The following is a 23,180-nucleotide window of genomic DNA, read 5'->3' on the forward strand; positions in this document are numbered from 1 at the left end:
TCGATCCTTACTTGGCGGGCGCTTGTGCGGCGGGTTCGTGGGCGGGAGCCGGTGCCGGCTGCGTTACCGAGATGTGGTTGGACTCAGCGAGGAGAAACCTTTTGTGGACCCGGGGGCCAAGGATGGCGTAGCAGGCCGCGCTGGTGAGTCCACCGGCCAACCAGGACAGGTCCCAGCCGCCCAAGGCGACGGCGATCGGCCCCTGCATGACGGGAATCAGTCCGTACATGAACAGCCAGGTGGAGAAGATTCCGGCCAGGAGGGACACGACGCCGGCCCAGTTGACCACCGGGAGGCGCGGCGTGTTCACGCCGTCGAAGAGGCGTTCCACCTTGGCGGGCCAGCGCCTGTCCAGCCAGAAGTAGTGGACCAGCATGATGCCGCCCCAGGCTGCAACCCAGGCCACGAGACCGATCAGCCACGCATCGAGAACAGCTGCGAAGTCCTCTTGGAAGATGAAGAAGATGACGGCGATCAGGGAGAAGACGCCGACGAACAGGTTGAGTTTGCGCCGGTTGATGTTGATGTCCAGGGCCTGGGTGGCCACGGAGAACGTGTAGATGTTCAGGATGTTCGTGGCGATCGGCCCGTGCAGGACCATGAGGAGCACCGGAAGGGCAAGGACGCCGAAGTTCTGCACGATCAGTTTGCCGGGATCCACTTCCCCGCTGTTGGTCGCAAGGCTTGCACCGAGGACTCCGAGCCAGACCACCGGAATGAACTGGCCCAGGACCGACGCGAGGTAGACCTTGCGCTTGGGGACCGAGGTGCTGACGAACCGCGAGTAGTCAGCGGCGTATGTGAACCACGTGATGCCCCAGCCAATGCCGATGGCGGTCATGACGGCGCTCATAGCTGCAATGCGCTCGGAGCCTTGGAGGATGTTGCCGGCCGGACCTGCGTAGCCCCAGTCGATCTTCATGCCGAACCACGCCACGGCGGACATCACGGCAAGGATCAGGATGGTGGGAGGAACGGTCCATTTTTCGAATGCCGCGATGGCTTTGTAGCCAAACCAGGCGATCGCCACCTGCGCGGCCATGATGGCAGTGGCTACCCCGATCTTCCACGCATAGTTGGGAGCGTCCGGGTCCACCCAGCCGAGGGTGCCGAAGAGCGCCATCACCAGGTCCAGGATGATCCAGGTGTTCACAGCGCACCAGCCGATGACAAGGAGTGCCTGGATGGCTGCGGGAAGGTAGTTGCCGCGCCGTCCGAATGCTGCACGTGCCAGGACCATGCCGGTGGCCCCGGTCTTTTGGCCCAGCAGGACGAAGCAGCCGAAGAGGAGCATGCCGATCAGGTTTCCCAGCACCAGGACAGTGACGGTGTCTGCGAAGCCGAGGCCCAGGTGGATGCCGAGTGCGCCCAGCACCCAGTTGATGGGAGCCAGGTTGGCGCCCGCCCAGATCCAGAACTGTCCGGATACTTTGCGGGTGCGGTCCGACTCGGGAATTGGTTGAAGCCAGGCTTCGCTGTCGTGGGCCGGCGCCGTTGCCGGGCCCGACTGCGGACCACCCGTCTGTGCTTGAGAGAGGTTGTCTTGCATGGGGAGAGCCTCCGTTTATGAAAGGGACCCTCTAAGGCTATGTGCGCCACGTCACAGCAACAAGATACTATGTGTCATGAATAAATAGATCCTAATTGACGGAGTGTCATGTCCATCCTCCTCGGCGAAGCATTGAGTACCAGCAGTCTGAAAGAGGCTGATCCCCGGCTGCTCACGGACGTCCCCGGCGCGCTTTCCAGGCCCGTCCGCTGGGTCCATTCCAGCGAAGTTTTGGACATCGCTCCGCTGCTCAGGGGCGGGGAACTCCTGCTCAGCGGAGGCCAGGCGCTCGCCGGCGTGAGCAGTGAGCGGCGGAGCGCCTACGTCGCTGAACTTGCTGCCCGCCGGATTGCGGCGCTGGCGCTGGAAACAGGTCCGGCCCTCCCCGAAATTCCGGCCGCCATGCTGGAGGACGCCCAGGCCTCGGGACTCCCCATCATCGAGCTGCGCCGTCAGACGCCCTTTGTTGGAATCATGCAGGAAATCAACTCCCTGCTGGTGAGCGAGTCCGTGGAGCACCTGCAACTGGGAGACCAAGCGAGCCACGCCATGGCAGCCGAGCTCGCGCACGGGGCCGGTTTGGACCAGTTGCTCGCCGTACTGGCAGAAAAGACCGGCGTCGGCGCCCGGTTGGTGTCGCCGTCGGGCTTGACCCTCGGGGCCGCGGGCCCCGCGGCAGAGGAAGGCGGCAGCGTTACCGTAGTGGACGTGCCGGTTCGGGGCGTCCTTGCCGCCCGGCTGGAGCTGGAAGTGCCCGACGGCGGAGACAGCGGCCTCGCGCGGGTGGCGGGGGAGAGGTCGGTGGACATCCTCGGCCTTGCCCTCATGCAGCGAATGCCCCCGGGATTGAAGGAGATGGCCGGGCTCGAACTGATGAGGGCCATCAATTCCGGCAGCCAGCCGTGGCAGCTGCACCAATTGGGCCCTGCCTCGGGGTTCCCTGTTGACGGTGCCGTAGCCGCCGTCGTTGTCCGCTCGGCAGGGTCGGGGCACCTGCGTGCCACGGTCGATGCCGCCCTGGCCCACTGCGTTCCGCATAGCGCCAGCTACGCCAATAACGCTGAGCTGATTGCGCTGGCGGCCCTGCCGGAAGATGTGGCCGGTGCACGTGCCGGGTTGCTGGAAGCGCTCCGGTCCTTGGAACTGCCAACCGGCGCTGCTGTTGCTGTGGGGCCTGCGGGAAAGGGGATCGACCAGGCCCCCTGGTCATTGGCCGAGGCGCGGCTGACTCTCGATCTGCCGCTCGGAATGGGGGGTGTACTTGATGCGGAGGCCTTCGCCGTTGAGCGTCTGGCGCACGGAGCACTCGACGCGGAGGTTCGTGAGAGGTTTGTGGCGCAGCAACTCGGCGGCGTGCTGGAACACGACCGGTTGAGGAAGTCGGCGCTGCTGCGGACGCTGACTGTGTGGCTGGATTCGGGATGCAACACCGCACAAGCGGCCAGGGAGCTCCACTTGGAGCGGCAGTCCATGCATCAAAGGCTGCAGCGCATTTTTGAACTCTGCGGTGGCGATCCGAGGGGGACGGGCCGGCTGGCGGGGCTGCACCTGGCGACGAGATTGGCCCGGTTCCCGGCGGGCGCCACGCACTAAGCCCTTATCAACGCCGGCAAATTATGTAAAGATTCAATGAAATAGGAAAGGGTCTCCGGCCCGCTTGCCTCAATGCGTTAAAGGAAGGCCCCGTCAATGGAGAGTACGGCACTCTCAACCCGCGCACTGGACCTCTTGCTCCTTCTGCGCGGAAGTGAGCCCGAGGGTCTTGGCCGCGCCGACCAAGTTTCGTACCAGATCGAAACCGCTATCTTGATGGGCATCCTCACCGAGGGTGACCGCCTTCCTACGGAATCCGTGCTGGCAGCCGAACTGGGAATTTCTCCCATCACGCTCCGCCAATCACTCGCAGCGCTGCGCACCAAGGGTTTGATCGAAACCAGCCGCGGGCGCAGCGGGGGCAGTGTCATTAGAGGGCAGATCGACCTCACGGACAGCCAGCTTCAACGCAAGCTCAAAGATGCAAGTACGGAATCCCTTCGCGACCTGGGAGACCTGGGAGCAGCGATTTCGTCGATGTCCGCCCGGCTGGCGGCAAGCCGCGCAGATGCCCAGAACGTTGCCCATCTGGAGGACCTTGTCCAGAAGCACCGCGACACCAAGGATTTGCGGACCCGCAGGCGTGTGGACAGTCGCTTCCACGTTGCAGTCAGTGTCGCCGCACAGTCCAGCCGCCTGACGTCGGCTTCCCTCCAGCTCGAGGCTGAACTCATGACGTTGTGGTGGGGGCATCCTGAACAGCCGGATGAGCAGGACGAGCTCGAAAAACAGCACGCGGCCATCCTTGGTGCGATCCGGGACCGCAACGGTGACGCTGCCGCTGCGGCGGCTGAATTGCACTCAAGGACAGAGACTGAGTATTTGATAGCGCAGCACCTGAAATTGACGATGGAGTCGGACGAAAGTGCGTGAGGCGGCAGCAATGAAAGAAACTCTCCAAGTGACGGCTGAGGTTATCGCCTCGGGGATCGGCCAGGTCTTTGACGACTTCGGGAACATAGCGCAGAAAGTTTCCGCGGTTCCGGCGGGGATGGAGGGTGCTCCGCGGCGAAATGCCTATGCCTTCCTTAAGGCTGACTTCGCCGGGTTCATCAAGCGGCATTCCGCCCTGATTGTTGGCGCCGGAATAGCGTATGCTCCCGGGAGCTTGCCGGAGGCACCGCTCTGGCTTGAGTGGTGGAGGGCGGCGCCCGCCGGCGAACCCAGGTTTGTCACGCATGACCTGAATCCTGAGTCGCTGAATTACTACGACTACACAAGCCGCGAATGGTTCCGTGCCACCACCGACGGCGGCCATCCTGTTGCTGTTGGCCCGTATGTGGACATCGGGGGCATCAACGTCAACATCATTACACTCTGCGTTCCGGCTCCCACGCCCCAGGGCACGCATGTGCTGGGGTGCGACCTGACGTTGGCAAAGCTGGAAGGGGTCTTTCTCAGGGCGTTGAAGCTCCAGCGCCCCTCCGTCGTCCTCCTGGGGCCCAATGGTCGCGTGATCGCATCCAATGACGCCCGGATCGCGTCGGGCACCTTGCTGCTGGAGCGTGACATGGAGCGCGTGGAGCACTCGGTGGACGTTCCGTCCGGGCAACCAGCAAAGCTTCCATGGAAGCTCATCAGTCTCAAAGAGTAGGACGCTTCCCGCGAAGTCCGCCAGCCATTGTGCCGGCGGACTTTTTTATTTCCGTAAGACCTATTGCATTAATCATACAATGATGTATCTTTTAGATGTGACCAGCGGCACAAGGCCCTGGGATGCACCCCATAGTCTCTTCGGGACCGGCCGCTCTTTCGGGAGTGACAGACAGTCCCCGTACCGCGACCCCTCGAGCAGGAAGTTCAGACCCATGAAAGACGTAGTAATTGTTGGCGGCGGCCTGGCCGGACTATCGGCGGCCTGGCGCCTGCGGCACTGGGACACCGTTGTCCTGGAGTCGGAGCACCGCGTCGGCGGACGCATCCGGTCGGAAAGGCGCGGAAACTACTGGCTCAACTGGGGCGGCCACGTCTTCGCCGGAGCAGGTTCCTCAACCGATGCCTTGCTGGGCGAAGTGGGCGTTACCGCAGTCCAGATTCCGGGCTCCCTGCAGGCCTTGTCCATGAACGGCAAGTTCATCAAGAAGGGGCACATCGCCACCTACCCGTTCCGCATTCCCATGTCCCTCTCTTCCCGCTTTGACACGCTGATGGCCGGCATGAAGGTGGTCAGCGGCGTTGCCAAATACACGGGCGTGGTCAGGAAGCGCGCGGGTGAATCCGGCGCCATGCGGCAGCAGCGCATCTACGACTTCGAGAACAACACATCCTTCGAGGATTTCGTCGGAAACCTCTCCGAGGATGCCGCGGCGTTGTTCAAGACGACGGTTACCCGCTCGGCCGGGGACATGGACCAGATCTCCGCCGGGGCGGGCATCGGCTACTTCAGCCTGGTGCTGGGAATCGGCCAAGGCCTAAGCCAGGGCATTGTTGGCGGCCCCTCGACACTCACGGAATCCATCGCCGTTGCGTTGGGCGATCGCGTCCAGCTCGGTGCCACCGTCAACGAAGTGGTGCACAAGAAGGACTCAGTGCTGGTCCGCTACACCCGGGACGGCTCGGATCATGAGGTAGAGGCCCGCACCGTTGTGCTCGCCACAACGGCCGATGTATCGCACAAGGTGGGCGTGGACCTCCCCGAGGAGCTGCGTGGTGCCCTCAGCCAGATCAAGTACGGCCCGCACGTCAGCACGGCGTTCTTGACCAACGAGACGTCCGCCCGTCCGTGGGATGACATCTACGCCATCGCAGCCCCCAAACGCTCCTTTGCCATCGCACTGAACCAGGCAAGCATCGTCCGCGGTACGGAGTCCGTCCGCAAGCCCGGTGGCAGCTTCATGACATTCTCACCGGCAGCGCTCGGCAAGGCACTCCTGGACAAGAGCGACGAGGAAGTTGTCCAGACCCATCTCCGGGACCTGGACCAGGTCCTGGGCCACGGCTTCGCCGACAGCGTGGTGGAAGCCGAGACCGACCGTTGGGCAGTTGCCTCCCCGTACTGCTTCCCGGGCCGGGCCAAGCTCCAATCAACGCTGATGCGAGGCACCAACAGGGTCTTCCTGGCCGGCGACTACCTGGGCACCCTTTACACGGAAAGCTCCATCACCACCGGTTTCTCTGCCGCGCAGGAAGCAGCAAGCGTCCTCGCTACGCAGCGGCAATCCCTCCCGCACTCAGGCCTCTCGATCGTCGCCTGAGAGCTTCACCCCTTTTAGCTACGTACAGAATTGAGGAAAGACCAATGACCACCCAACTTCGCGGCGTTCTTACTGCACTCTCCACCCCGTTCAACCACGACGAAACGATCGACGTCGACACTCTGCGCAAGATCGTCGACCGCTCCATTGATGCCGGCGTCGACGGCGTTGTCGCGGCCGGGTCCACGGGTGAAGTCGGCGCCTTGTCCCCGGAGGAGCGCCTGCTCCTGATTAAGACGGTCATCGAGCAGGCCAACGGCCGCGTTCCCGTCATTGCGAACACCGGTGCTACCTCCACTGCCGAAGCCATTCGCCTTTCCAAGGCCGCCGAACAGCTGGGCGCCGACGTGCTGATGCTCATCACGCCTTACTACGAGCCGCTGACCCTCGAAGAGACCGTCACCTACATCAAGGACGTTGCCCGCTCGGTCAGCATCCCCGTGATGCTCTACAACATTCCGCCGGTGACCGGCGTCAACCTGGACCCTGCCACCGTGCGCTCCCTGGCGGAGGAAGTGGAGAACATCCTCTACATCAAGGACTCCAGCGCCAACTGGGAGCAGGCACTGCAACTCATCCACCACCACAGCGACGTGATCGGCACCTTCATTGGCTGGGATGCCTACCTCTACAGCGCCCTCGTGGAAGGCGCAGCGGGCGTCATGGCAGGAACGGCCAACGTTGTCCCCGACGAGATCGTTGCCGTCACCCGCCGGATCAACGAAGGCGACCTCGCCGGTGCGCTCGAGCTGTGGAAGGCCGTCTACCCCGTCATCGACGCGCTGCTCACCTCGCCGTTCATTCCCGCGGTGAAGGCCGGCCTTACCCTGCAGGGCCTCCCTGCAGGATCGCCGAAGCGCCCGACGGCAGACCTCGACGCCGGGCAGCTCGCCAAGGTGGAGCAGGCGCTGGCGAAGTTGGCCTCCATCAAGCAGAACATCGGATAGCCCATGGCTGACTTCGATGTCACGGAGTTCCTTTCCAGCGTTTCCGACGCGATCTGGGCGCCCATGGCCTACGTGGTCCTGGGCCTCGGTATCGCCTATTCCGTAGCTACCAAAGGCATCCAGTTCCGCCGGATCCCGGACATGCTGCGCCAACTCAAGGAAACCGAACATGGCGACGGAGGGCTGTCTTCCTTCCAAGCCCTGGTCCTCGCCTTGGCCAGCCGCGTGGGAGTCGGCAGCATCGCCGGCGTCGCCACCGCCGTGAGCGCCGGCGGACCCGGCGCCCTGGTATGGATGGCCATCACCGGACTGGTCGGTTGCACGGTGGGCTACGCGGAAGCCACGCTTTCGCAGGCCTTCAAGCGTCAGGTCCAGGACGAAGACCGCCGCAAGGCCAACGAGGACATCGGCGGCATGCCGTACTACATCAAGTACGGACTCAAGTTGCCCAAGGTGGGTGCCATCGTTGCAGTCCTCGGCGTCATCGGCTACGGATTCGTCTTCCCGGGCCTCCAGGTGAACACCATTGCAGCAAGCGCCGAAAAAGCCTTCAACATGCCAAGCTGGGCGCCGGCCATCCTCGTGACGGTGCTGATCGGCCTGGTCATCGTCGGCGGAACCACCCGCGTCGTCAAGGTCACCCAAGGGCTCGTCCCGGTCCTGGCCATCGGCTACCTCGTCTTGGCACTCGCCGTCATTGCCATCAACGTGGACAAGGTACCGGAAGCCGTAGTCCTGATCTTCCAGTCCGCCGTCGGAATCCACCCGGTGATGGGTGGCATCGCCGGCGCGGCGGTGGCGTGGGGCGTTCGCCGTGCAGTCTTCGCATCCTCCAATGGCCTCGGTGAAGCGACCTTCGCTGCCGCCGCGGCACGGACTTCCCACCCGGGAAAGCAGGGCCTGGTCCAGACGTTCAGCATCTACATCGACGTGCTGCTGATCTGCATGGCGACGGGCCTGATGATGGTGGTTTCCGGCAAGTACAACGTCTCGGACGGAGCGGGCGGATTCCTGGTGAACAACATTCCGGGAGTTCCGGTCGGCGCCAACTGGGTCCAGGAAGCCATCGACACCATGATGCCCGGCTGGGGTGCCGGATTCGTTGCCGTCGCCGTACTGATGTTCGGCTTCACCTGCCTCCTCGCCTACTTCTATGTGGCCAACTCCAACCTTCTCTACCTGCTGGACGGCAGGAATGGGCATGGCTGGAAGAACGTGCTGAAGATCGGAACCATGGCGATCGTCTTCTTCGGCTCCATCGTCAACGCCAAGCTCATGTGGGCTGCCGGCGACATCGGGCTCGGCCTTATCGCCTGGGTAAACCTCATCTGCCTGGTGTTCCTGTTCCCGCTGGTCCGCAAGATCTACCGGGACTACGAACGCCAGCGGAAGCTCGGCTTGGACCCCACCTTCGATCCGAAGGCCTTGGGCATCGAAGGTGCCGACTTCTGGGAGCACCGGAAGCAAGAGTCCCCTGCAGCAGCCACCGCCCTATCGCAAAGGAACTGATTCATGACCATCACAGAAACGTCCCCGTTCACGGTCCGTCGCGACGGATCCCTTCCCGCGCCGCAGCTCCCGCCGTTCGGCCAGTTCATCGGCGGCAGCTTCGTTCCCTCCACCTCGGAGGAGACGGTCGACGTCGTCAATCCGGCTACCGGGGAGACCATCACCCAGGTGCCCGCCGGCTCCCTTGAGGATGTCGACGCCGCCGTGGCAGCCGCCGTCGCAGCCAAGGCAGGGTGGGCCGCCAAGACGCCGAAGGAACGGTCCACGATCCTGCTGCGCATCGCGGACATCGTCGAGGCCAACCGCGAACTGCTCGAGAACCTCGAGGCTGCGAACACGGGTAAGACTGCAGCTGTTGCCGAGGATGACGTCTCCAGCGCGATCGACACGTTCCGTTTCTCCGCCGGCGCTGCGCGTGCGTTCACCGCTCTTGGCGCCGACGACTACGCAGAGAACCACACCTCCGTGGTTTTCCGCGAACCAGTGGGCGTGGTTGGCGTCATTACTCCGTGGAACTACCCGCTGCTCATGGCTGTCTGGAAGATCGCTCCCATCCTGGCTGCGGGTAACACGCTGGTCCTCAAGCCCTCCGAGCAGACTCCGCTGACCACCTTGAAGCTCGCGGAGCTGATCGCCGCAGAGGTTCCTGCCGGCGTCGTCAATATTGTCACCGGCCCCGGACGCGTGGTGGGCAACCGCCTCTCCGAACACCCCGACGTCGACCTTGTAGCCATCACGGGCAGCGTCGGAAGCGGGCAGAAAGTGGCCGCGAATGCGGCCTCCACGGTCAAGCGCGTCCACTTGGAACTCGGCGGCAAGGCACCTGTTGTGGTGTTCGCCGACGCCGATCTGCAGGCGGCCGCCGAGGGTGTCCGTTCCGCGGGCTTCTGGAACGCCGGCCAGGAATGCGGTGCGGCTTGCCGCGTCCTGGTGCACGAATCGGTCGCGGAGAAGTTCACCGGGCTTCTTGTCAAGGAAATCAGCGCCATTACTGTTGGTGCGCCCGGGTCGGACGCCGAGATCGGTTCCATGATCTCCAAGTCGCACTACGAACGGGTCCTGACGGCGCTGGAGGACATCCGCAAGGACGGCCACACCATCGCTGTCGGCGGCAACGCCTTGGAGGGCCCGGGCTACTTCATCGAACCCACGGTGGTGACCGACGTTCCTGCAGGCGCCCCGATCACGTACACCGAAATCTTCGGGCCTGTGGTGTCCGTGGAGACCTTCAGCGATGACGAAGAAGCCATCACCCGCGCCAACGAAACCGTCTACGGCCTGGCAGCATCGGTATGGACCAAGGACGCGTCCCGTTCACTGACCGTGCCCCGCCGGCTTGATTTCGGTACGGTCTGGGTCAACTCCCACCTGGTGATCGCCGCCGAAGTCCCCTGGGGTGGATTCAAGGGCTCGGGTTACGGCCGTGACCTCTCCATCTACGCGCTGGAAGACTTCTCCCGCACCAAGCACGTCATGTACAACCGGGGCTGAGGCCCCGCCGTAAGAAGCCGTGCGCCCCTCGGACTCCAGTCCGAGGGGCGCACGGCTTTTGCTGTGCCTCGTCCTTATGCGAATTCGTCCTCTTACGAATTCGTCCTCATGCGAACCAGTGCCACACCGGAGATCACGAACCAGGCTATGTTGCTCACCACTGACGGCCAGGCCTCGTGGAAGATCCCGTTCACGATGAAGGCCATGGCGCCAAACAGGTTCACGGTCTGTGATCCGGTACTCGCGTCGACTACGGCGCATCCTTGGGGAAGCGCCCCCACTGTAACGCCAAAGAACGACGCCGGACGGTGGTCCGGCGTCGTTCTTTGGGCTTGTGGTTCGGTACTTGCTAGAGCAGGCTGGGTTCACCCGGCTCGCCTACGGAGGGGTCGATGCCGTACTTTTCGAGGATCGATTTGATGGTGCCGTTTTCGCGGAGCTTCTTGATGTCCTCGTCCAGGGCCTTGCCGAGCTCCTGGTTATCCAGGCTTGAAGGCAGCATGACCTGGCCTACTGAGGCGAACTGGGGAACGTTGGCATTGGGCTTCACGTCCACCACAGTGGCTCCCTCGATGGGGGCGTCCTTGAAGCGGTACTTGGCAGAGGCCGCGGAGGCTACCAGGGCGTCGATGCGGCCGGCCTTGAGGTCGCCGTAGATGGATTCGTCGTCCTGGTAGATCTTGAAGTTGTCGCCGAGCCACTTCTGCATGGAGTCGTTCCAGAGGTTGCCCGCAACAGAGTCGATCTTCTTGCCTTCCAACTGGTCGCTGGTGAGCCCGGTCTTGGACACGATGGCCTGGGGGTCGCTCCAGAGCGGGGTGCTCAGGTAGACGATCTTGGTGCGTTCCTTGGTGCGGAGCCAGTTCCCGGATCCGATGTCCACGCGCTTGGACTGCACGGAAGGAATGACTGCGCCGGCGCCGCCGGAAGTGCTGACCGTGACCTTCAAGCACTCCATTTTGGCGATCTCGGCGATGAGGTCACCTTCCATGCCTGTAACGGTGTCTCCGTTCAGGATGGTGGCCGGGGCGTAGTCGTAACTGGCGACGGTGAGTTCGCCTTGGGTGAGGGTTTTGAGGTCCGGGTGCGCGGGGGTGCAATCGCCCGAGCCGGCGGAGGCGTCGCCGCCGCCTCCGCAGGCGGCGAGGGAGAGGGCGACCAGGCCGGCGGCGGTGCCGGCCGAAAGTACGCGCACGAGGGAACGGGTTGTTCGCGACATGGTGTCTCTTTCTTTTGCTGGGGAGTTGGGGCTGTACCCCGGATGGGTGGAACGGGTGGTTTTAGTTGCGTTGGAGGTGGCGGCCGAGGCGGTTTTCGAGGAGTTTGATGGCTGCGAGGAAGATGAGGGTGAGGGTGCCGTAGATGATGGCGGTGAGGGTGTAGACGGAGAGGTATTCGAAGGTGATGGAGCCGATTTCGAAGGCTTTGGACATGAGTTCGGGGACGGCGATGACGAACGCGAGGGCGGAGCCTTGGAAGACGAGGACGGCGAGTCCGGCCAGGGGTGGGGTGGAGATGCGTAGTGCTTGGGGGAGGATGATGAGCCGGAATCCGGTCCAGCCTCTGAGTCCGGTGGTGAGGGCTGCTTCTTTTTGGCCTTGGGGGACGGAGTTGATGCCGGCGCGGAAGTATTCGGAAGCGTAGGCGGCGGTGTTCCAGGTCAGGGCGATGATCGCGGTGTCCAGGGAGTTCAGGGTGATGCCGGCGTCGGGGAGGGAGAAGTAGAGCAGGTAGAGCAGGACCAGGGCCGGGAGGCCGCGGCCGACTTCGACGAAGAGGAAGGAGATCCATTGGAGGGGTTTGAGTTTGGCTTCGGCCATGACGGCCAGGAGCAGCCCGAAGGGGAAGCCGAAGAGCAGGGACAGGCCGGTGAGTTGGAGGCTGACGGCCAGGCCCGGGGTGAGGTTGGGCATCCAGGAGAGCCATTGGTTGATCAGGTCCATCACGCTACTCCGATCTTTCTGCGTAGTTTGAGGTCCACGCGGCGGGCGATGAGGGCGACGATGAGGCTGATGGCGATGTAGAGGGCGCCGGCGACGACGAAGGAGAGCAGTCCTTCGTGGGTTTGTTTGGCTGATTGTTGGGCGTAGTAGGTGATTTCGCGCACGCCGATGGTGGAGGCCAGGGCGGAGTCCTTCAGGAGTCCGATGCCGTAGGTGGCGATCGCGGGCAGTGCCACGCGGAAGGCTTGGGGGGTGATGACGTGCGCAACGGTGGTGATGGAGGACATGCCCAGGGCGTGGGCTGCTTCGCGCTGCCCGTCCGGGATACTCAACAAACCGGAGCGGTAGATTTCGGCCATGAACGCCGAGGCGATGATGGAGAATCCGATGATCGCTGCCTGGATGGTGTTCAGGCGGAGGGCGTATTGGGGGAGTCCGAAGTAGATCAGGAACAGCCAGGTGATCGGGGGGATGACCCGGACGATGTTGATGTACAGGGATGCTGCGGTGCGGATGATTCCGAGGGGGGAGCGGGCCGCGCCGACCAGGACCAGGCCGATGAGTCCGCCGAAGAGCAGGGAGGCGCCGGTGACGTAGAGGGTTTGGCCGATGCCTTGGGCGATCGCGGGGAGGATTTGTCCGATCATCGCAGGTTCACCGGTCCAGGACGGCTTTGAGGAACTGCCGGGTGCGTTCGTTCTGCGGGGCGGTCATGACTTGTTCGCTGGGCCCGATTTCCAGGACCCCGCCGTTGCCCATGACCATGATCCGGTCCGAGACGTCGCGGGCGAAGTGCATTTCGTGGGTGACCACGAGCATGGTCATGCCCTCATCGGCCAAGTCCCGCATGACGGCCAGGACTTCGAGGCCGATTTCGGGGTCCAGTGCCGAGGTCGGTTCATCGAACAGCATCACTTTCGGGGACAGGGCCAGGGCGCGGGCGATCGCGATGCGCTGCTGCTGCCCGCCCGAGAGCCTGGCCGGGTACGCGGCGGCCTTGTCCGGCAGGCCGACCCTTTTCAGGAGCCGGTTGGCGACTTCTTCGGCCTGGTCCTTGGAGGAGCCCAGGACCTTGCGCTGGGGAAGGGTGATGTTCTCCATCACGGTCAGGTGCGGGAAGAGGTTGAAGGACTGGAACACCATGCCCGTGACCCGGCGCAAGTGATCCAGGCTGGCCTTATCAGGAGCCTTCGGCCCGCCCGCGACCACACGCGCGCCGCCGATCGCGATCGTCCCCGTCGTAGGGGTTTCCAAGTAATTCAAGCACCGAAGGAACGTGGACTTACCCGCCCCGGAAGGCCCGATGATCGAAACCACCTCACCCTCGGCCATGGACAAATTCACGTCCTTCAAGACCTCGATCACGCCGTACTTCTTACCAAGCCCAGCCACCTCGACCTCGCCAGTGAGAGTCACAGGGGGAGCTTTCGTGCCAAAACTTAAGCCCATTTCTTTTCCTTCAAGTAGCGGAGCGTAGGGTTCTGAACCGGTCCGCCGACGCTGGTGCGTTCGAGCGGAGAGCGGAAGGTTTGGGCCTGTCCCGTCGGTCCAGGTCCTACCGGCGCTCAAATTGGGGGATGTGCAGACCGGGACCTTATCGCCCTGTGGTCCTGATCACATCTAAAGAATACATCATTGTATGATTAACACAATAGGTATTAGGGATAGGGGTCGATTCGTTATCAACAGCCCTCTTCCCGGCGTCCCAGTCGCGGCACAACAGCGCCTTGGGGGAGCTGTCAGGCTATGGAAAGCGTGCTAAGAATGGCGTCGCTTACCCGCTTGGCCTCGGCGTATGCCCCGTGGGTTCCGGCAGTCTCCGAGGAGTAGTCGCCGGCAAAGTGGAGTGTGCCGGCCACCGGTGCCTGCAGCTCCTTGAGCGCCGCGGCCCGGGTAGGAGTCAGGAGCGAGAAGCAATGCTGCCACGACTGAATGCTTGCGCCCGTGATACGGCCACGCAGTTGCGGAGCAACGGCAAGGAACTCTTCCAACCACTGCTCCAAAACGCCTGAAGAGGGATCGTTGGCCTCCGGGATGTACCCCGCCGAATTCCCGTAACAAACAAATTGCGCCGTTCCGTCGCCGCGCCCCGGTCGCGGGTTGATGATCACATCGAACACCCGTCCGGCGGTCGCGATGAAAGCCCAGTCATCGATTTCCGCAAGCGTGGGGTCGCTGATATCCACCACTACACCAAGCTCGGTGGACCCGGGCGTCCGGACGGCGTCGAGGGCTTTGCACTTCCATTCCGGGAGTTGGGCGATACTGCTGATCCTCGGTGCGGGGACGGCCATGATCACGTGCTTGGCGGTCACTTGCTGCGGGAGCCCTGCGTGCCCGGCGTCTCCTTCGCCCAGAGGGAGGATCTCCACCGTCCACAGCCCGTCGTCGTTGGGGTGAACGGACTCTACTCGATGACTCATGCGCACATCCGTGCCTTCCAGGGATGCGGCCAAAGCTGCAGGGATTGCTTGCATGCCGCCCAGGGAAACCATGCGGTTCTTCTTCTCCAACACCAGGTAACTGGCAAAGTAGCGCAAGGCGTAGGTAGCGCTGAGTTCCGTGGGATGGGCCACCGAGCCGCCCCTGATAGCAGCGGTCAGTAGTTCCTGGACATCGTCGGGGAGGTCGTCAATCCGCGACTGGGCGGATTCGTCGCCGAAGCCCGGAGTGGCGGGCTTGAGCTGTCCCCCGACGGTATTGGCGAAGTACTCTGCGCCCGCGCGCTCGATGAAGGCCAGCAAAGCGGCCTTGGACTCTTCGGAGAGTGGCAACCTGCCCACCAGCTCGCCGTTGTCCGCGGAGACGACGGTCTCACCGTTGACGTGCAGGCCGAAGGTTTTTGGCTCGAAAGGCACCAGCGGAACGCCCAATTCCAGCGCCAACTCATGTGAGGCTGTGCCTGAATAGACGAACATGGCCCCCATGTTGACCGGTTCGCCGTGGATCTCTACCGTCTTCGCGCGACCGCCAAGGCGGTTGGTTTCCTCAAGGAGCACCACTTTTTGACCGGCCCGCTCGAGGTTGTAGGCGGCGGCAAGGCCGGCGGGGCCTCCACCAATGACGGCGACATCGTACATCTTTGTTCTCCTTTGAAATGGGCGTTGCTTTGACGAAAAATCCCTGGTGCGGGAATGGGGGTGCAGGGATGCCACTGCAGCTCGGAATCGGAGGTGGCAGGGTCCCCGCATTCATGATTGGCGGCATCCGCAGGCGGGGGAATACTTCAGGTACGAAACAACCCGAAAATGAGTTTTTGAGTCAGGAACGGCCTAGACTTGCGGCATGCGCACTGACGAGCTCAAAAGGTCGGTCCTGACAGCGCCGCTATGGATGCAGGCCACCAAGGGTTCCAGCCGCCATGTGGCAGATGCTGTGGGCGTCAGCCAATCGTTGGTGTCGCGCGTCTGGCGGGAGGCATCTCAACCCGACGCAACCAGCACGCAGTTACGGGCCAGGCTTTCCGAGCGCCGGATGGTGTTGATTGGATTCTCCATCGGGGCCGGCGGGACTTGTTTGGTTTTGGGGCCCTCCCGGGTCTCCAGCGCTCAGTATCCGGCAGGATTATCAGCCAACAGCACGCGACGCCTCCGGACAGTTCTGGCGGCCGATCTACTCCGGGGTGACGCGCTCGAGCGTGGCGGGAGCACGGAGCTGCTGTCGGCACTGGAGAGCGCCGGGCATCATCTCAGCGAAGCCGTTGTCCTGACGAGCGGCGGGTTGGTGCTTCCTGCGGATGTTCCGGTTGCAGCACACTTCACAAGCGCCTGGGACTGGCAGAGGCTGGTGGCGGCCTTGGAAGTCCTGCCGGAAGTGTCCACGTGCGAAGCACTCGTTGACCTTGAACGCCGCGTCCGCCGCTGGTACCAGGGTGGCCGGACGCCCTTCCTCTGGGTGGCGGAAGGCAGGGAGGCTGTACCTGCGCAGTCGTCCGGCCCGGGCCGTGACCGAATCATGAGGCTCGAATCGGACAACGAACTGGCCGAGGACATCCTTTTGGTGATCCGCCAAGGACTGGTGGACGGAACGTTCTCCAGCGAGGCCGAGATCCCGCTGGGAACACTGAGCCGAAAGGTGGGAGCTCCGCCCCGGGACGTCAGGCCGGCGTTACGGGCCCTCACCGACCACGGCCTGGTGACAGCCGCCAGGTCCGATTCGGTGGTGGTCCGGATTCCTTCCCTCGAGGATGCTTCCGAGACGTACATGGCCCGCCGGGCACTGGGATCGATTGCGGTCCGCGCAGCGAGCCGATGGAGCCCGGAGGGTCGAGCTGTGGTGAAGAACCAGCTGGACGTGCTCCGGGAGAGCGTGGAACGCAATGACGTCACCAAGGCGCACTATACGGACATGGACTTTCAAATCGCCCTCTTCGAGGCCTCGGGTCTAAGCCGCGTGCCTGCCATGTTGGAAACCCTCACCAAGCAGGCGTTCATGCACTTTGCGTTCATCGGCGCCCGTTACGCCTTCTCGCCCACGATCATCCTCGAACAGAACTCTGCTATTTTCGACGCGATCGATTCAGGCGACCTCCGGGCTGCAGCTGTGGGCTGGCAGACGAAGATGGACGATGGCCTGAAGTACATCGCCCAGCACATCGTCGCCATGAACCAGCGCCATCCTTAAACACCGAATCGCGGGACCACTACCCCGGTCGCCGGAAAAGAACGGCGAAGAGGCAGCGGACCCGCGAAGTCGGCCCGCAGAAGGGGAGAGCAATGACTACTTCAACACAATCGTCCTGTTCCCATTCAGGATGATCCGCCCTTCGCAGTGCCAACGAACGGCGTTGCTCAAAGCCTTGCACTCCGTGTCCCGACCGGCCGCTACGAGGTCTTCCGGTCCGAACGTGTGGTCCACCTCCACAACCTGCTGCGAGATGATCGGTCCTTCGTCGAGCTCGCCGTTGACGTAGTGCGCGGTGGCGCCCACGGTCTTGACGCCTCGTGCATAAGCCTGGTGATACGGCTTGGCGCCCTTGAAGCTCGGAAGGAACGAATGGTGGATGTTGATGGCCCGGCCGTCCAGCTTCCGGGCGAGATCGTCGCTGAGGACCTGCATATAGCGGGCGAGCACCACAAGCTCAACGTCGAGTTCGTCGATGATGTCCAGCAGGCGGGCCTCGGCGGCGGGCTTGGTGGCGGCAGTGACGGGAACGTGGAAGTACGGAATCCCGTGCCATTCAACGAGTCCCTGGTGGTCCAGGTGGTTGGACACCACACCCACCACTTCAATGGGCAGCTCACCGATCCGTGCCCTGAACAAGAGGTCGTTCAGGCAGTGCCCGAACTTGGAGACCATGATCAGTACTTTGCGCTTGTAGCCTTGCCGCTCCAATTGCCAGTTCATGCCGTACTTCTCGCCAACGGGAGCGAAGGAGGCCCGCAGGGCGTCCACGGTGGTGTCGTCGCCGTCGGACGCGAAATGCACGCGCATGAAGAAGTGCCCTTCGGCGCGGTCGCCGAATTGCTTGTTGTCGATGATGTCGCAGCCGTGCTCCAGCAGGAATCCGGAGACCGCATGCACAATGCCGGGACCTTCCGGGCAGTCCAGCGTGAGCACGTGCTCCACCGACGTCCCGGAAGACACAGCGGCAGAAGGTTCAGTTTGAATGGCAGTCATTGCTAGCACTCCACTACGTTGACGGCGAGTCCTCCACGGGAGGTCTCTTTGTATTTGGATTTCATGTCGGCGCCGGTTTCCCGCATGGTCTTGATGGCCTTGTCCAGGGAGACCTTGTGGCTGCCGTCGCCATGGAGCGCGAGGCGTGCGGCGTTGATGGCCTTGACGCTCGCGATCGCATTGCGTTCAATGCACGGAATCTGCACCAGCCCACCCACGGGATCGCAGGTCAGGCCAAGGTTGTGTTCAATGCCCACTTCCGCGGCGTTTTCCACCTGCCTCGGCGTTCCGCCCAGGACTTCGCAGAGCCCTGCGGCCGCCATGGAGCAGGCAGAACCCACCTCGCCCTGGCAACCAACCTCGGCGCCGGAAATGGAGGCGTTGATCTTGAACAGGATCCCGACGGCGGCCGCCGCCAGCAGGAACCGCACGACGCCGTCGTCGTCGGCTCCCGGAACGAACTTGGTGTAATAGTGCAGCACCGCCGGCACAATCCCGGCCGCACCGTTGGTGGGTGCGGTGACGATCCTGCCACCGGCCGCGTTCTCTTCATTGACGGCCAAGGCGAACAGGTTCACCCATTCCATGGCCAGCAATGGATCGCTGCTGTTGGCTGCCTCGGCCTCCGCAAGCTTCTTGAACAACGACGGCGCCCGTCGCCGAACGCTCAAACCGCCCGGCAGGATGCCCTCGGCAGAGCAGCCGTTGTCCACACATTCGCGCATGACTGCCCAGATGCCCAGGAGGCGTTCACGCAGTTCCTCCTCCGAGCGCCACACCAGCTCATTGGCCAGCATGATGTCGGAGATGGACTTGCCCTCGCGTTCACAGATGGCAAGGAGCTCGTCGCCGGTGGTGAAGGGATAGGGCAGGACCGTGGTGTCCGGCACGATCTTTTCCGTGCCGGTGACGTCGCCGTCCACCACAAAGCCGCCGCCGATCGAGTAGTAGCTGCGCTCCCGCAGCACCGTGCCTGTGTGGTCCAAGGCGCGGAAGGTCATGCCGTTGGGGTGCGCCGGGAGGGACTTGCGGCGGTGCAGGACCACGTCCTCGTCCCAGTTGAAGTCCACCCGGTGGCTGCCGCCCAGGCGCAGCTCGGCATCCAGTGCAGCAGCTGCCACTTGGTCATCTGCGGTGCGCGTATCCACGGTTTCGGGGGAGTGGCCCTGAAGCCCCAGGACCACGGCCTTGTCCGAGCCGTGCCCCCGGCCGGTGGCGCCCAGCGAGCCAAAGAGCTCTGCCTGGACGCGCACCGTTGCCGGAAGTTGGCCGGCCGAAACAAGGCCGTCCGTGAACTGCTTAGCCGCCCGCATCGGGCCCACCGTGTGTGACGACGAGGGCCCGATGCCGACGGAAAACAGGTCAAGCACACTCAGTGCCATTACGGAACCTCAGGCGACGCGTACTCCCGCATTGAATCGAGGAGCCAGCGGCCCAGGAAGTCGGCGAACGACGCCCGGGGGAAGATCCGGAACGTCTCGTCGTCGGTCTTCCAGAGAACCACCGGGATGTGCCCGATTTCCGTGGACAGGGCAGTGCCTGCCTTCAGGACGCGCGGGTGGAGGTCCAGTGCGCAGCTCTTCTCGAGGACTGCGCGGGCACGGCTGCCGGAGAGTTCGAACGTGGTGCGGTTGGCGGAGAGGTCCACCACCTGGCCGGAGTCGCTGCCCAGGGCCGCGGTCAGATCGGAGACCAGGGAGCCGCCGAAGGAATCGTGGGACTCCTCGGGAGCAACCACAAGGAACTCGGTCGGGCCGAGCCACAAGGTGCTGATGGCACCCGAGCCCGTCACCTCGCCGCAAGCGGCAGGCAAGCCGCCGGTGATCGCGGCAACCCGGGAACCGGCGTCGGACGTCCTGTTGACCCGGACACCCACCTGGGTCTGGTACGGGATTTCCTTGAGCGTGACCTTGCCGGCCACCGAACCGGCGGCGAAGGCCTCGGCAAGGTGCTGCGCCGGGCTGCGGCGGGCCTCACGAACGCGGTCGACGGTTTCTGCGGATGTTGCTGTCTCAGCCATCTTTGCGGGTCCCTTCAGCATCGAAAAGTACGGTTTCGCCAACAACCACGTCCACCAGCTGGTCTCCGACGGAAGCCTGGAGGGTTTCGCCGATGCGGTTGCGGCCGTTTTGGATCAGGGCCAGGCCGAACGAACGGCCCAAAGCGGCACTGTGGTAGCTGGAGGTCACGAAGCCTTCCATGGGAACGGGACCGTAGGCCGGGTTGACCGCGATGCCCTTCTCAACGAGCTGGGTGCCCTCGGGGAGCTTCAATGAGTGGTCGGCAGGCAGGACGCTCACCAGGTGCTTGCGGTCCTCGCGCTTGGAGTCCGCGCGGAGGTAGGAACGCTTGCCGATGAAGTCCTTGGCCTTGGAGACGATCCACTCCATGCCGGCATCCTGCGGGGTGACCGTGCCGTCGGTGTCCTGGCCGACGATCGGGTAACCCTTCTCGGCGCGGAGGACGTGCATGGTTTCCGTGCCGTACGGGGTGATGTTGAACTCGGCACCCGCGGCAGCGACTGCTTCCCAGGTGTTGAGCCCGTACCAGGAGGGAACGTTGATTTCGTAGGCGAGTTCACCGGAGAAGGAGATCCGGCAGACGCGTGCCTGAACGCCGGAGGCCAGCGTGGTCTCGCGGAACGTCATGAACGGGAAGTTCTCTGCTTCCAGTCCGCCGTTCTCTGCCAGCTGCGGGGCCACCTTGGCGATGACTTCGCGCGACTTGGGACCGACCACCGCGATGGTGCTCCACTGCTCCGTGACGGAGGTGAAAACAACATCGAGTTCCGGCCATTCCGTCTGGTGCCACTCTTCCAGCCAGTCCAGCACCTTGGCTGCGCCGCTGGTGGTGGTGGTCATGAAGTAGGTGTCCTCATCCAGGCGGAGGGTCACGCCGTCGTCGAAAATCATGCCGTCAAGGGTGCACATGACGCCGTAGCGGGCCGAACCCGGAGCGAGCTTCTTGAACGCGTTGGTGTAGACGCGGTTCAGGAATTCGCCGGCGTCCTTGCCGCGGATCTCGATCTTGCCCAGGGTGGTGGCATCCATGAAACCGACGGAGTCGCGGACTGCTGCGCATTCACGGAGAACCGCGGTGTCCATGTCCTCGCCGTCCTGCGGGTAGTACCAGGGGCGCTTCCACTGTCCGACGTCTTCGAACAGGGCGCCCTGGGCAACGTGCCACGGGTGGATGGAGGTGACGCGGGCGGGATCGAACAGCTCGCCGCGCTGGCGGCCGGCCAATGCTGCGAAGGCCACCGGGGTGAACGGCGCGCGGTACGCGGTGGTACCGATTTCGCCGATGCCCGGAACAGCGTCAGCGCCGCCGTGCTTGAGAGCCGCGGCGATCACGCCGATCGCGTTGACGCCGGAGGTCTTGCCCTGGTCGTTGGCGGTGCTGATGGAGGTGTACCGCTTCACGTGCTCCACCGAACGCATGCCGGCGCCGGTGGAACGGAGGACATCCGCCACGGACTGGTCGCGCTGGAAGTCGACGAAGTGGTTGTGCCACTCGCCCGGTTCACTCGTCTGGCCCGGAACCAGCCACAGCTGGCGGGTGGGTGCGGACGCCACCGGCGCCTGCAGTTCGGACGGAGTCACGGTGGACTCAAAGCCAGCTGCGATCGACGCCGCCGCACCGGCTGAGATGCCTTCGGCCAGGCAGTCCTGCAGTTCGTAGCTGCCGCGGCCTGCGCCCACAACCTGCTGGTCGCGGACCACGCTGGAGGGGATGAAGGCTGCGAGGTCGTCGTCCCAACGCAGTTTGCCCTGGCGCTGGCTGTGGAGGTGGACCACCGGGCTCCAGCCACCGGAAACAGCGAGGACATCGGCGGCGATCTGCTCGACGCCCGAGGTGAGTTCGCCGTCGTCGTTGATGCTGCGGACGGTCACGCCGTTCAGGCGACCGGCCTCATCCGCGCTGGTATCGGCAACTGCGCTGCCGATCAGGACGCGGAGGCCGGATTCGACGGCGGCTGCGGCCTTTTCGCTGATCTGCGGACGGGCGTCGACGACGGCGGCAACCGGAATGCCTGCTGCCTTCAGGTCCGCGGCGAGCAGGTAGGCGGAGTCGTTGGTGGTGCTGATGACGACGCGCTGGCCGACTGCGACGGCGTAGCGGTTCAGGTAGGTGCGCACGGCGGAGGCGAGCATGATGCCCGGACGGTCGTTGTTTTCGAACACCAGGGGACGCTCGTGGGCGCCCGGTGCCAGGACCGCCTGTGCAGCACGGATGTGCCAAATACGCGTGCGGGAAACTCCGGGGGCTGCCGGGACGGTGAGGTGGTCCGTGCGGTTCTGGGCTGCGATGAAGTAGTTCGAGTCGTAGGAACCGAAGGCGGTGGTGCGGTGCAGGACCGTGCATTCCTCGGCGGAAACCAGTTCGGCTTCAACGTCTGCGATCCATTCGAGGGCCGGCTTGCCTTCGATTTCTTCGGCGAGTCCCTCCGCCGTGGAAGCGGAGAGCAAGGAGCCACCGAGTTCGGGCTGGTCGTCGATCAGGATGACCCTTGCGCCGGTGCGGACGGCTTCGCGTGCTGCAGCCAAACCTGCAACACCGCCACCGACCACCAGGACGTCGGTGTGGACGTACTTCTTGTCGTATTCGGCCTTGTCCTCGGCCGGGTCCAACTTGCCCAAACCGGAGAGGAGTTCGATGTTCTGTCCGTCCACCAGGGAAACCGCCGTGGCCGGGAGCATGGACTCGGCAACGTGGCCGGGGAAGCGGGGTGCGATCTTGACCAGCGCGTTGGGCTCCTCGACGCCTGCAGCCATGATGCCGCGGGGACGGTCCTCATAGAGGGAATTGCCGGCGTTGATGTGGCCGTTGGCCAGGAGGGCCGAAGCGATCGTGTCGCCGGGGTGGCCAACGAATTCCTGGCCATCCACGGTGAACCGCCAGGTGATGCTGCGGTCGATGCGGCCGCCGGTGGCGAGGCGGGCGTTCTTGCTGCTCACTTCCGGGCTCCTTCCGGGGAGGTTGTAGTGGTGGGGGCGCCGCTGGCGAGGCCCGGAGTGCCGGCCTGGCCTTGAGCTGATTGGGCTGCTGCCTTGGAACCCGGGAGCTCCGGCCGCGGTGAGCCCATCGCGTAGATGGAGTGGATGTCGTAGCTCACGGTGTCGCGCAGCATGTTGAACCACTGGCGGCAACCGGTGCTGTGGACCCAGCGTTCGGCAAAAGTGCCTTTGGTGTTCTCGCGGTAGAACAGGTATTCAGCCCATTCCCGGTCCGTGAGGTCGTTCGGGTTTTCGGGGTAGGGCACGTGTGCCTGTCCGCCGTAGTGGAATTCGGTTTCGTCGCGTGGCCCGCAGTTGGGGCATGAGATGAGGAGCAT

20 protein-coding genes are annotated in these 23,180 nt (G+C 63.8%); 8 read left to right on the plus strand and 12 right to left on the minus strand.

Annotated elements, in window-relative coordinates:
* Nucleotides 1-7: 7 nt before the first annotated feature.
* A complete protein-coding gene (locus HMI59_RS02100) occupies nt 8-1,549 on the minus strand; it encodes a cytosine permease (protein WP_193592641.1) in 1,542 nt (513 codons plus the stop codon).
* Nucleotides 1,550-1,657: 108 nt separating this feature from the next.
* On the opposite strand from HMI59_RS02100, the gene HMI59_RS02105 reads away from it, so the two are divergent.
* From HMI59_RS02105 to HMI59_RS02135, 7 genes are all read left to right on the plus strand, one after another.
* Nucleotides 1,658-3,142, plus strand: coding sequence for a PucR family transcriptional regulator (locus tag HMI59_RS02105; protein WP_193592642.1), 1,485 nt, complete (start codon nt 1,658-1,660; stop codon nt 3,140-3,142).
* 96 nt (nt 3,143-3,238) lie between these two features.
* Nucleotides 3,239-4,015, plus strand: a complete 777-nt coding sequence (locus HMI59_RS02110; protein ID WP_193592643.1) for a FadR/GntR family transcriptional regulator — start codon at nt 3,239-3,241, stop codon at nt 4,013-4,015.
* Between the two features lie 10 nt (nt 4,016-4,025).
* Nucleotides 4,026-4,736 (plus strand): cache domain-containing protein, encoded by a 711-nt coding sequence (locus HMI59_RS02115; RefSeq protein ID WP_193592644.1) that lies wholly within the window; start codon nt 4,026-4,028, stop codon nt 4,734-4,736.
* 214 nt (nt 4,737-4,950) lie between these two features.
* Entirely contained in the window at nt 4,951-6,336 is a 1,386-nt protein-coding gene (locus tag HMI59_RS02120; protein WP_193592645.1) for an NAD(P)/FAD-dependent oxidoreductase, read from the plus strand.
* 44 nt (nt 6,337-6,380) lie between these two features.
* A complete protein-coding gene (dapA, locus tag HMI59_RS02125; RefSeq protein WP_193592646.1) occupies nt 6,381-7,283 on the plus strand; it encodes a 4-hydroxy-tetrahydrodipicolinate synthase in 903 nt (300 codons plus the stop codon).
* 3 nt (nt 7,284-7,286) lie between these two features.
* Complete coding sequence (locus tag HMI59_RS02130; protein ID WP_193592647.1) at nt 7,287-8,792, plus strand: sodium:alanine symporter family protein; 1,506 nt, start codon at nt 7,287-7,289, stop codon at nt 8,790-8,792.
* Between the two features lie 3 nt (nt 8,793-8,795).
* Complete coding sequence (locus HMI59_RS02135; protein ID WP_193592648.1) at nt 8,796-10,283, plus strand: aldehyde dehydrogenase family protein; 1,488 nt, start codon at nt 8,796-8,798, stop codon at nt 10,281-10,283.
* Between the two features lie 92 nt (nt 10,284-10,375).
* Here the strand turns inward: HMI59_RS02135 and HMI59_RS25920 are convergent, their stop codons facing one another.
* From HMI59_RS25920 to HMI59_RS02160, 6 genes are all read right to left on the minus strand, one after another.
* Nucleotides 10,376-10,507, minus strand: a complete 132-nt coding sequence (locus tag HMI59_RS25920; RefSeq protein ID WP_255527681.1) for a hypothetical protein — start codon at nt 10,505-10,507, stop codon at nt 10,376-10,378.
* Nucleotides 10,508-10,632: 125 nt separating this feature from the next.
* Nucleotides 10,633-11,502, minus strand: a complete 870-nt coding sequence (locus HMI59_RS02140) for an ABC transporter substrate-binding protein (RefSeq protein WP_193592649.1) — start codon at nt 11,500-11,502, stop codon at nt 10,633-10,635.
* A gap of 61 nt (nt 11,503-11,563) precedes the next feature.
* A complete protein-coding gene (locus HMI59_RS02145; RefSeq protein WP_193592650.1) occupies nt 11,564-12,226 on the minus strand; it encodes an amino acid ABC transporter permease in 663 nt (220 codons plus the stop codon).
* Nucleotides 12,226-12,873, minus strand: coding sequence for an amino acid ABC transporter permease (locus HMI59_RS02150; RefSeq protein WP_193592651.1), 648 nt, complete (start codon nt 12,871-12,873; stop codon nt 12,226-12,228). The genes HMI59_RS02145 and HMI59_RS02150 overlap by 1 nt, the downstream gene beginning before the upstream one ends.
* A 7-nt stretch (nt 12,874-12,880) precedes the next feature.
* Nucleotides 12,881-13,642 carry an amino acid ABC transporter ATP-binding protein gene (locus HMI59_RS02155; RefSeq protein ID WP_227471508.1) on the minus strand — a complete coding sequence of 254 codons (762 nt, stop codon included), beginning with the start codon at nt 13,640-13,642 and terminating at the stop codon, nt 12,881-12,883.
* A 323-nt stretch (nt 13,643-13,965) separates the two neighbouring features.
* On the minus strand, nt 13,966-15,306 hold the full coding sequence (locus tag HMI59_RS02160; RefSeq protein ID WP_193592653.1) for an NAD(P)/FAD-dependent oxidoreductase: 1,341 nt from the start codon (nt 15,304-15,306) through the stop codon (nt 13,966-13,968).
* A 205-nt stretch (nt 15,307-15,511) separates the two neighbouring features.
* Here HMI59_RS02160 and HMI59_RS02165 point away from each other — a divergent pair, with 205 nt between their 5' ends.
* Nucleotides 15,512-16,849, plus strand: coding sequence for a GntR family transcriptional regulator (locus tag HMI59_RS02165; protein WP_193592654.1), 1,338 nt, complete (start codon nt 15,512-15,514; stop codon nt 16,847-16,849).
* Nucleotides 16,850-16,945: 96 nt separating this feature from the next.
* On the opposite strand, the gene purU is transcribed toward HMI59_RS02165, so the two are convergent.
* From purU to HMI59_RS02190, 5 genes are read right to left on the minus strand one after another with little or no spacing between them, the layout of a single operon-like run.
* Nucleotides 16,946-17,845, minus strand: coding sequence for a formyltetrahydrofolate deformylase (gene purU / locus HMI59_RS02170; protein WP_193592655.1), 900 nt, complete (start codon nt 17,843-17,845; stop codon nt 16,946-16,948).
* A 2-nt stretch (nt 17,846-17,847) separates the two neighbouring features.
* Nucleotides 17,848-19,227, minus strand: a complete 1,380-nt coding sequence (locus HMI59_RS02175) for an L-serine ammonia-lyase (RefSeq protein WP_193592656.1) — start codon at nt 19,225-19,227, stop codon at nt 17,848-17,850.
* On the minus strand, nt 19,227-19,865 hold the full coding sequence (locus HMI59_RS02180) for a sarcosine oxidase subunit gamma (protein WP_166185935.1): 639 nt from the start codon (nt 19,863-19,865) through the stop codon (nt 19,227-19,229). The genes HMI59_RS02175 and HMI59_RS02180 overlap by 1 nt, the downstream gene beginning before the upstream one ends.
* Entirely contained in the window at nt 19,858-22,803 is a 2,946-nt protein-coding gene (locus tag HMI59_RS02185) for a 2Fe-2S iron-sulfur cluster-binding protein (RefSeq protein WP_193592657.1), read from the minus strand. Before HMI59_RS02185 ends, HMI59_RS02180 begins: the two co-directional genes overlap by 8 nt.
* Entirely contained in the window at nt 22,800-23,180 is a 381-nt protein-coding gene (locus HMI59_RS02190; protein ID WP_193592658.1) for a sarcosine oxidase subunit delta, read from the minus strand. Before HMI59_RS02190 ends, HMI59_RS02185 begins: the two co-directional genes overlap by 4 nt.

Origin of the sequence: Paenarthrobacter sp. YJN-5, from assembly GCF_015040095.1 — a bacterium.
GTDB lineage: Bacteria > Actinomycetota > Actinomycetes > Actinomycetales > Micrococcaceae > Arthrobacter > Arthrobacter ureafaciens.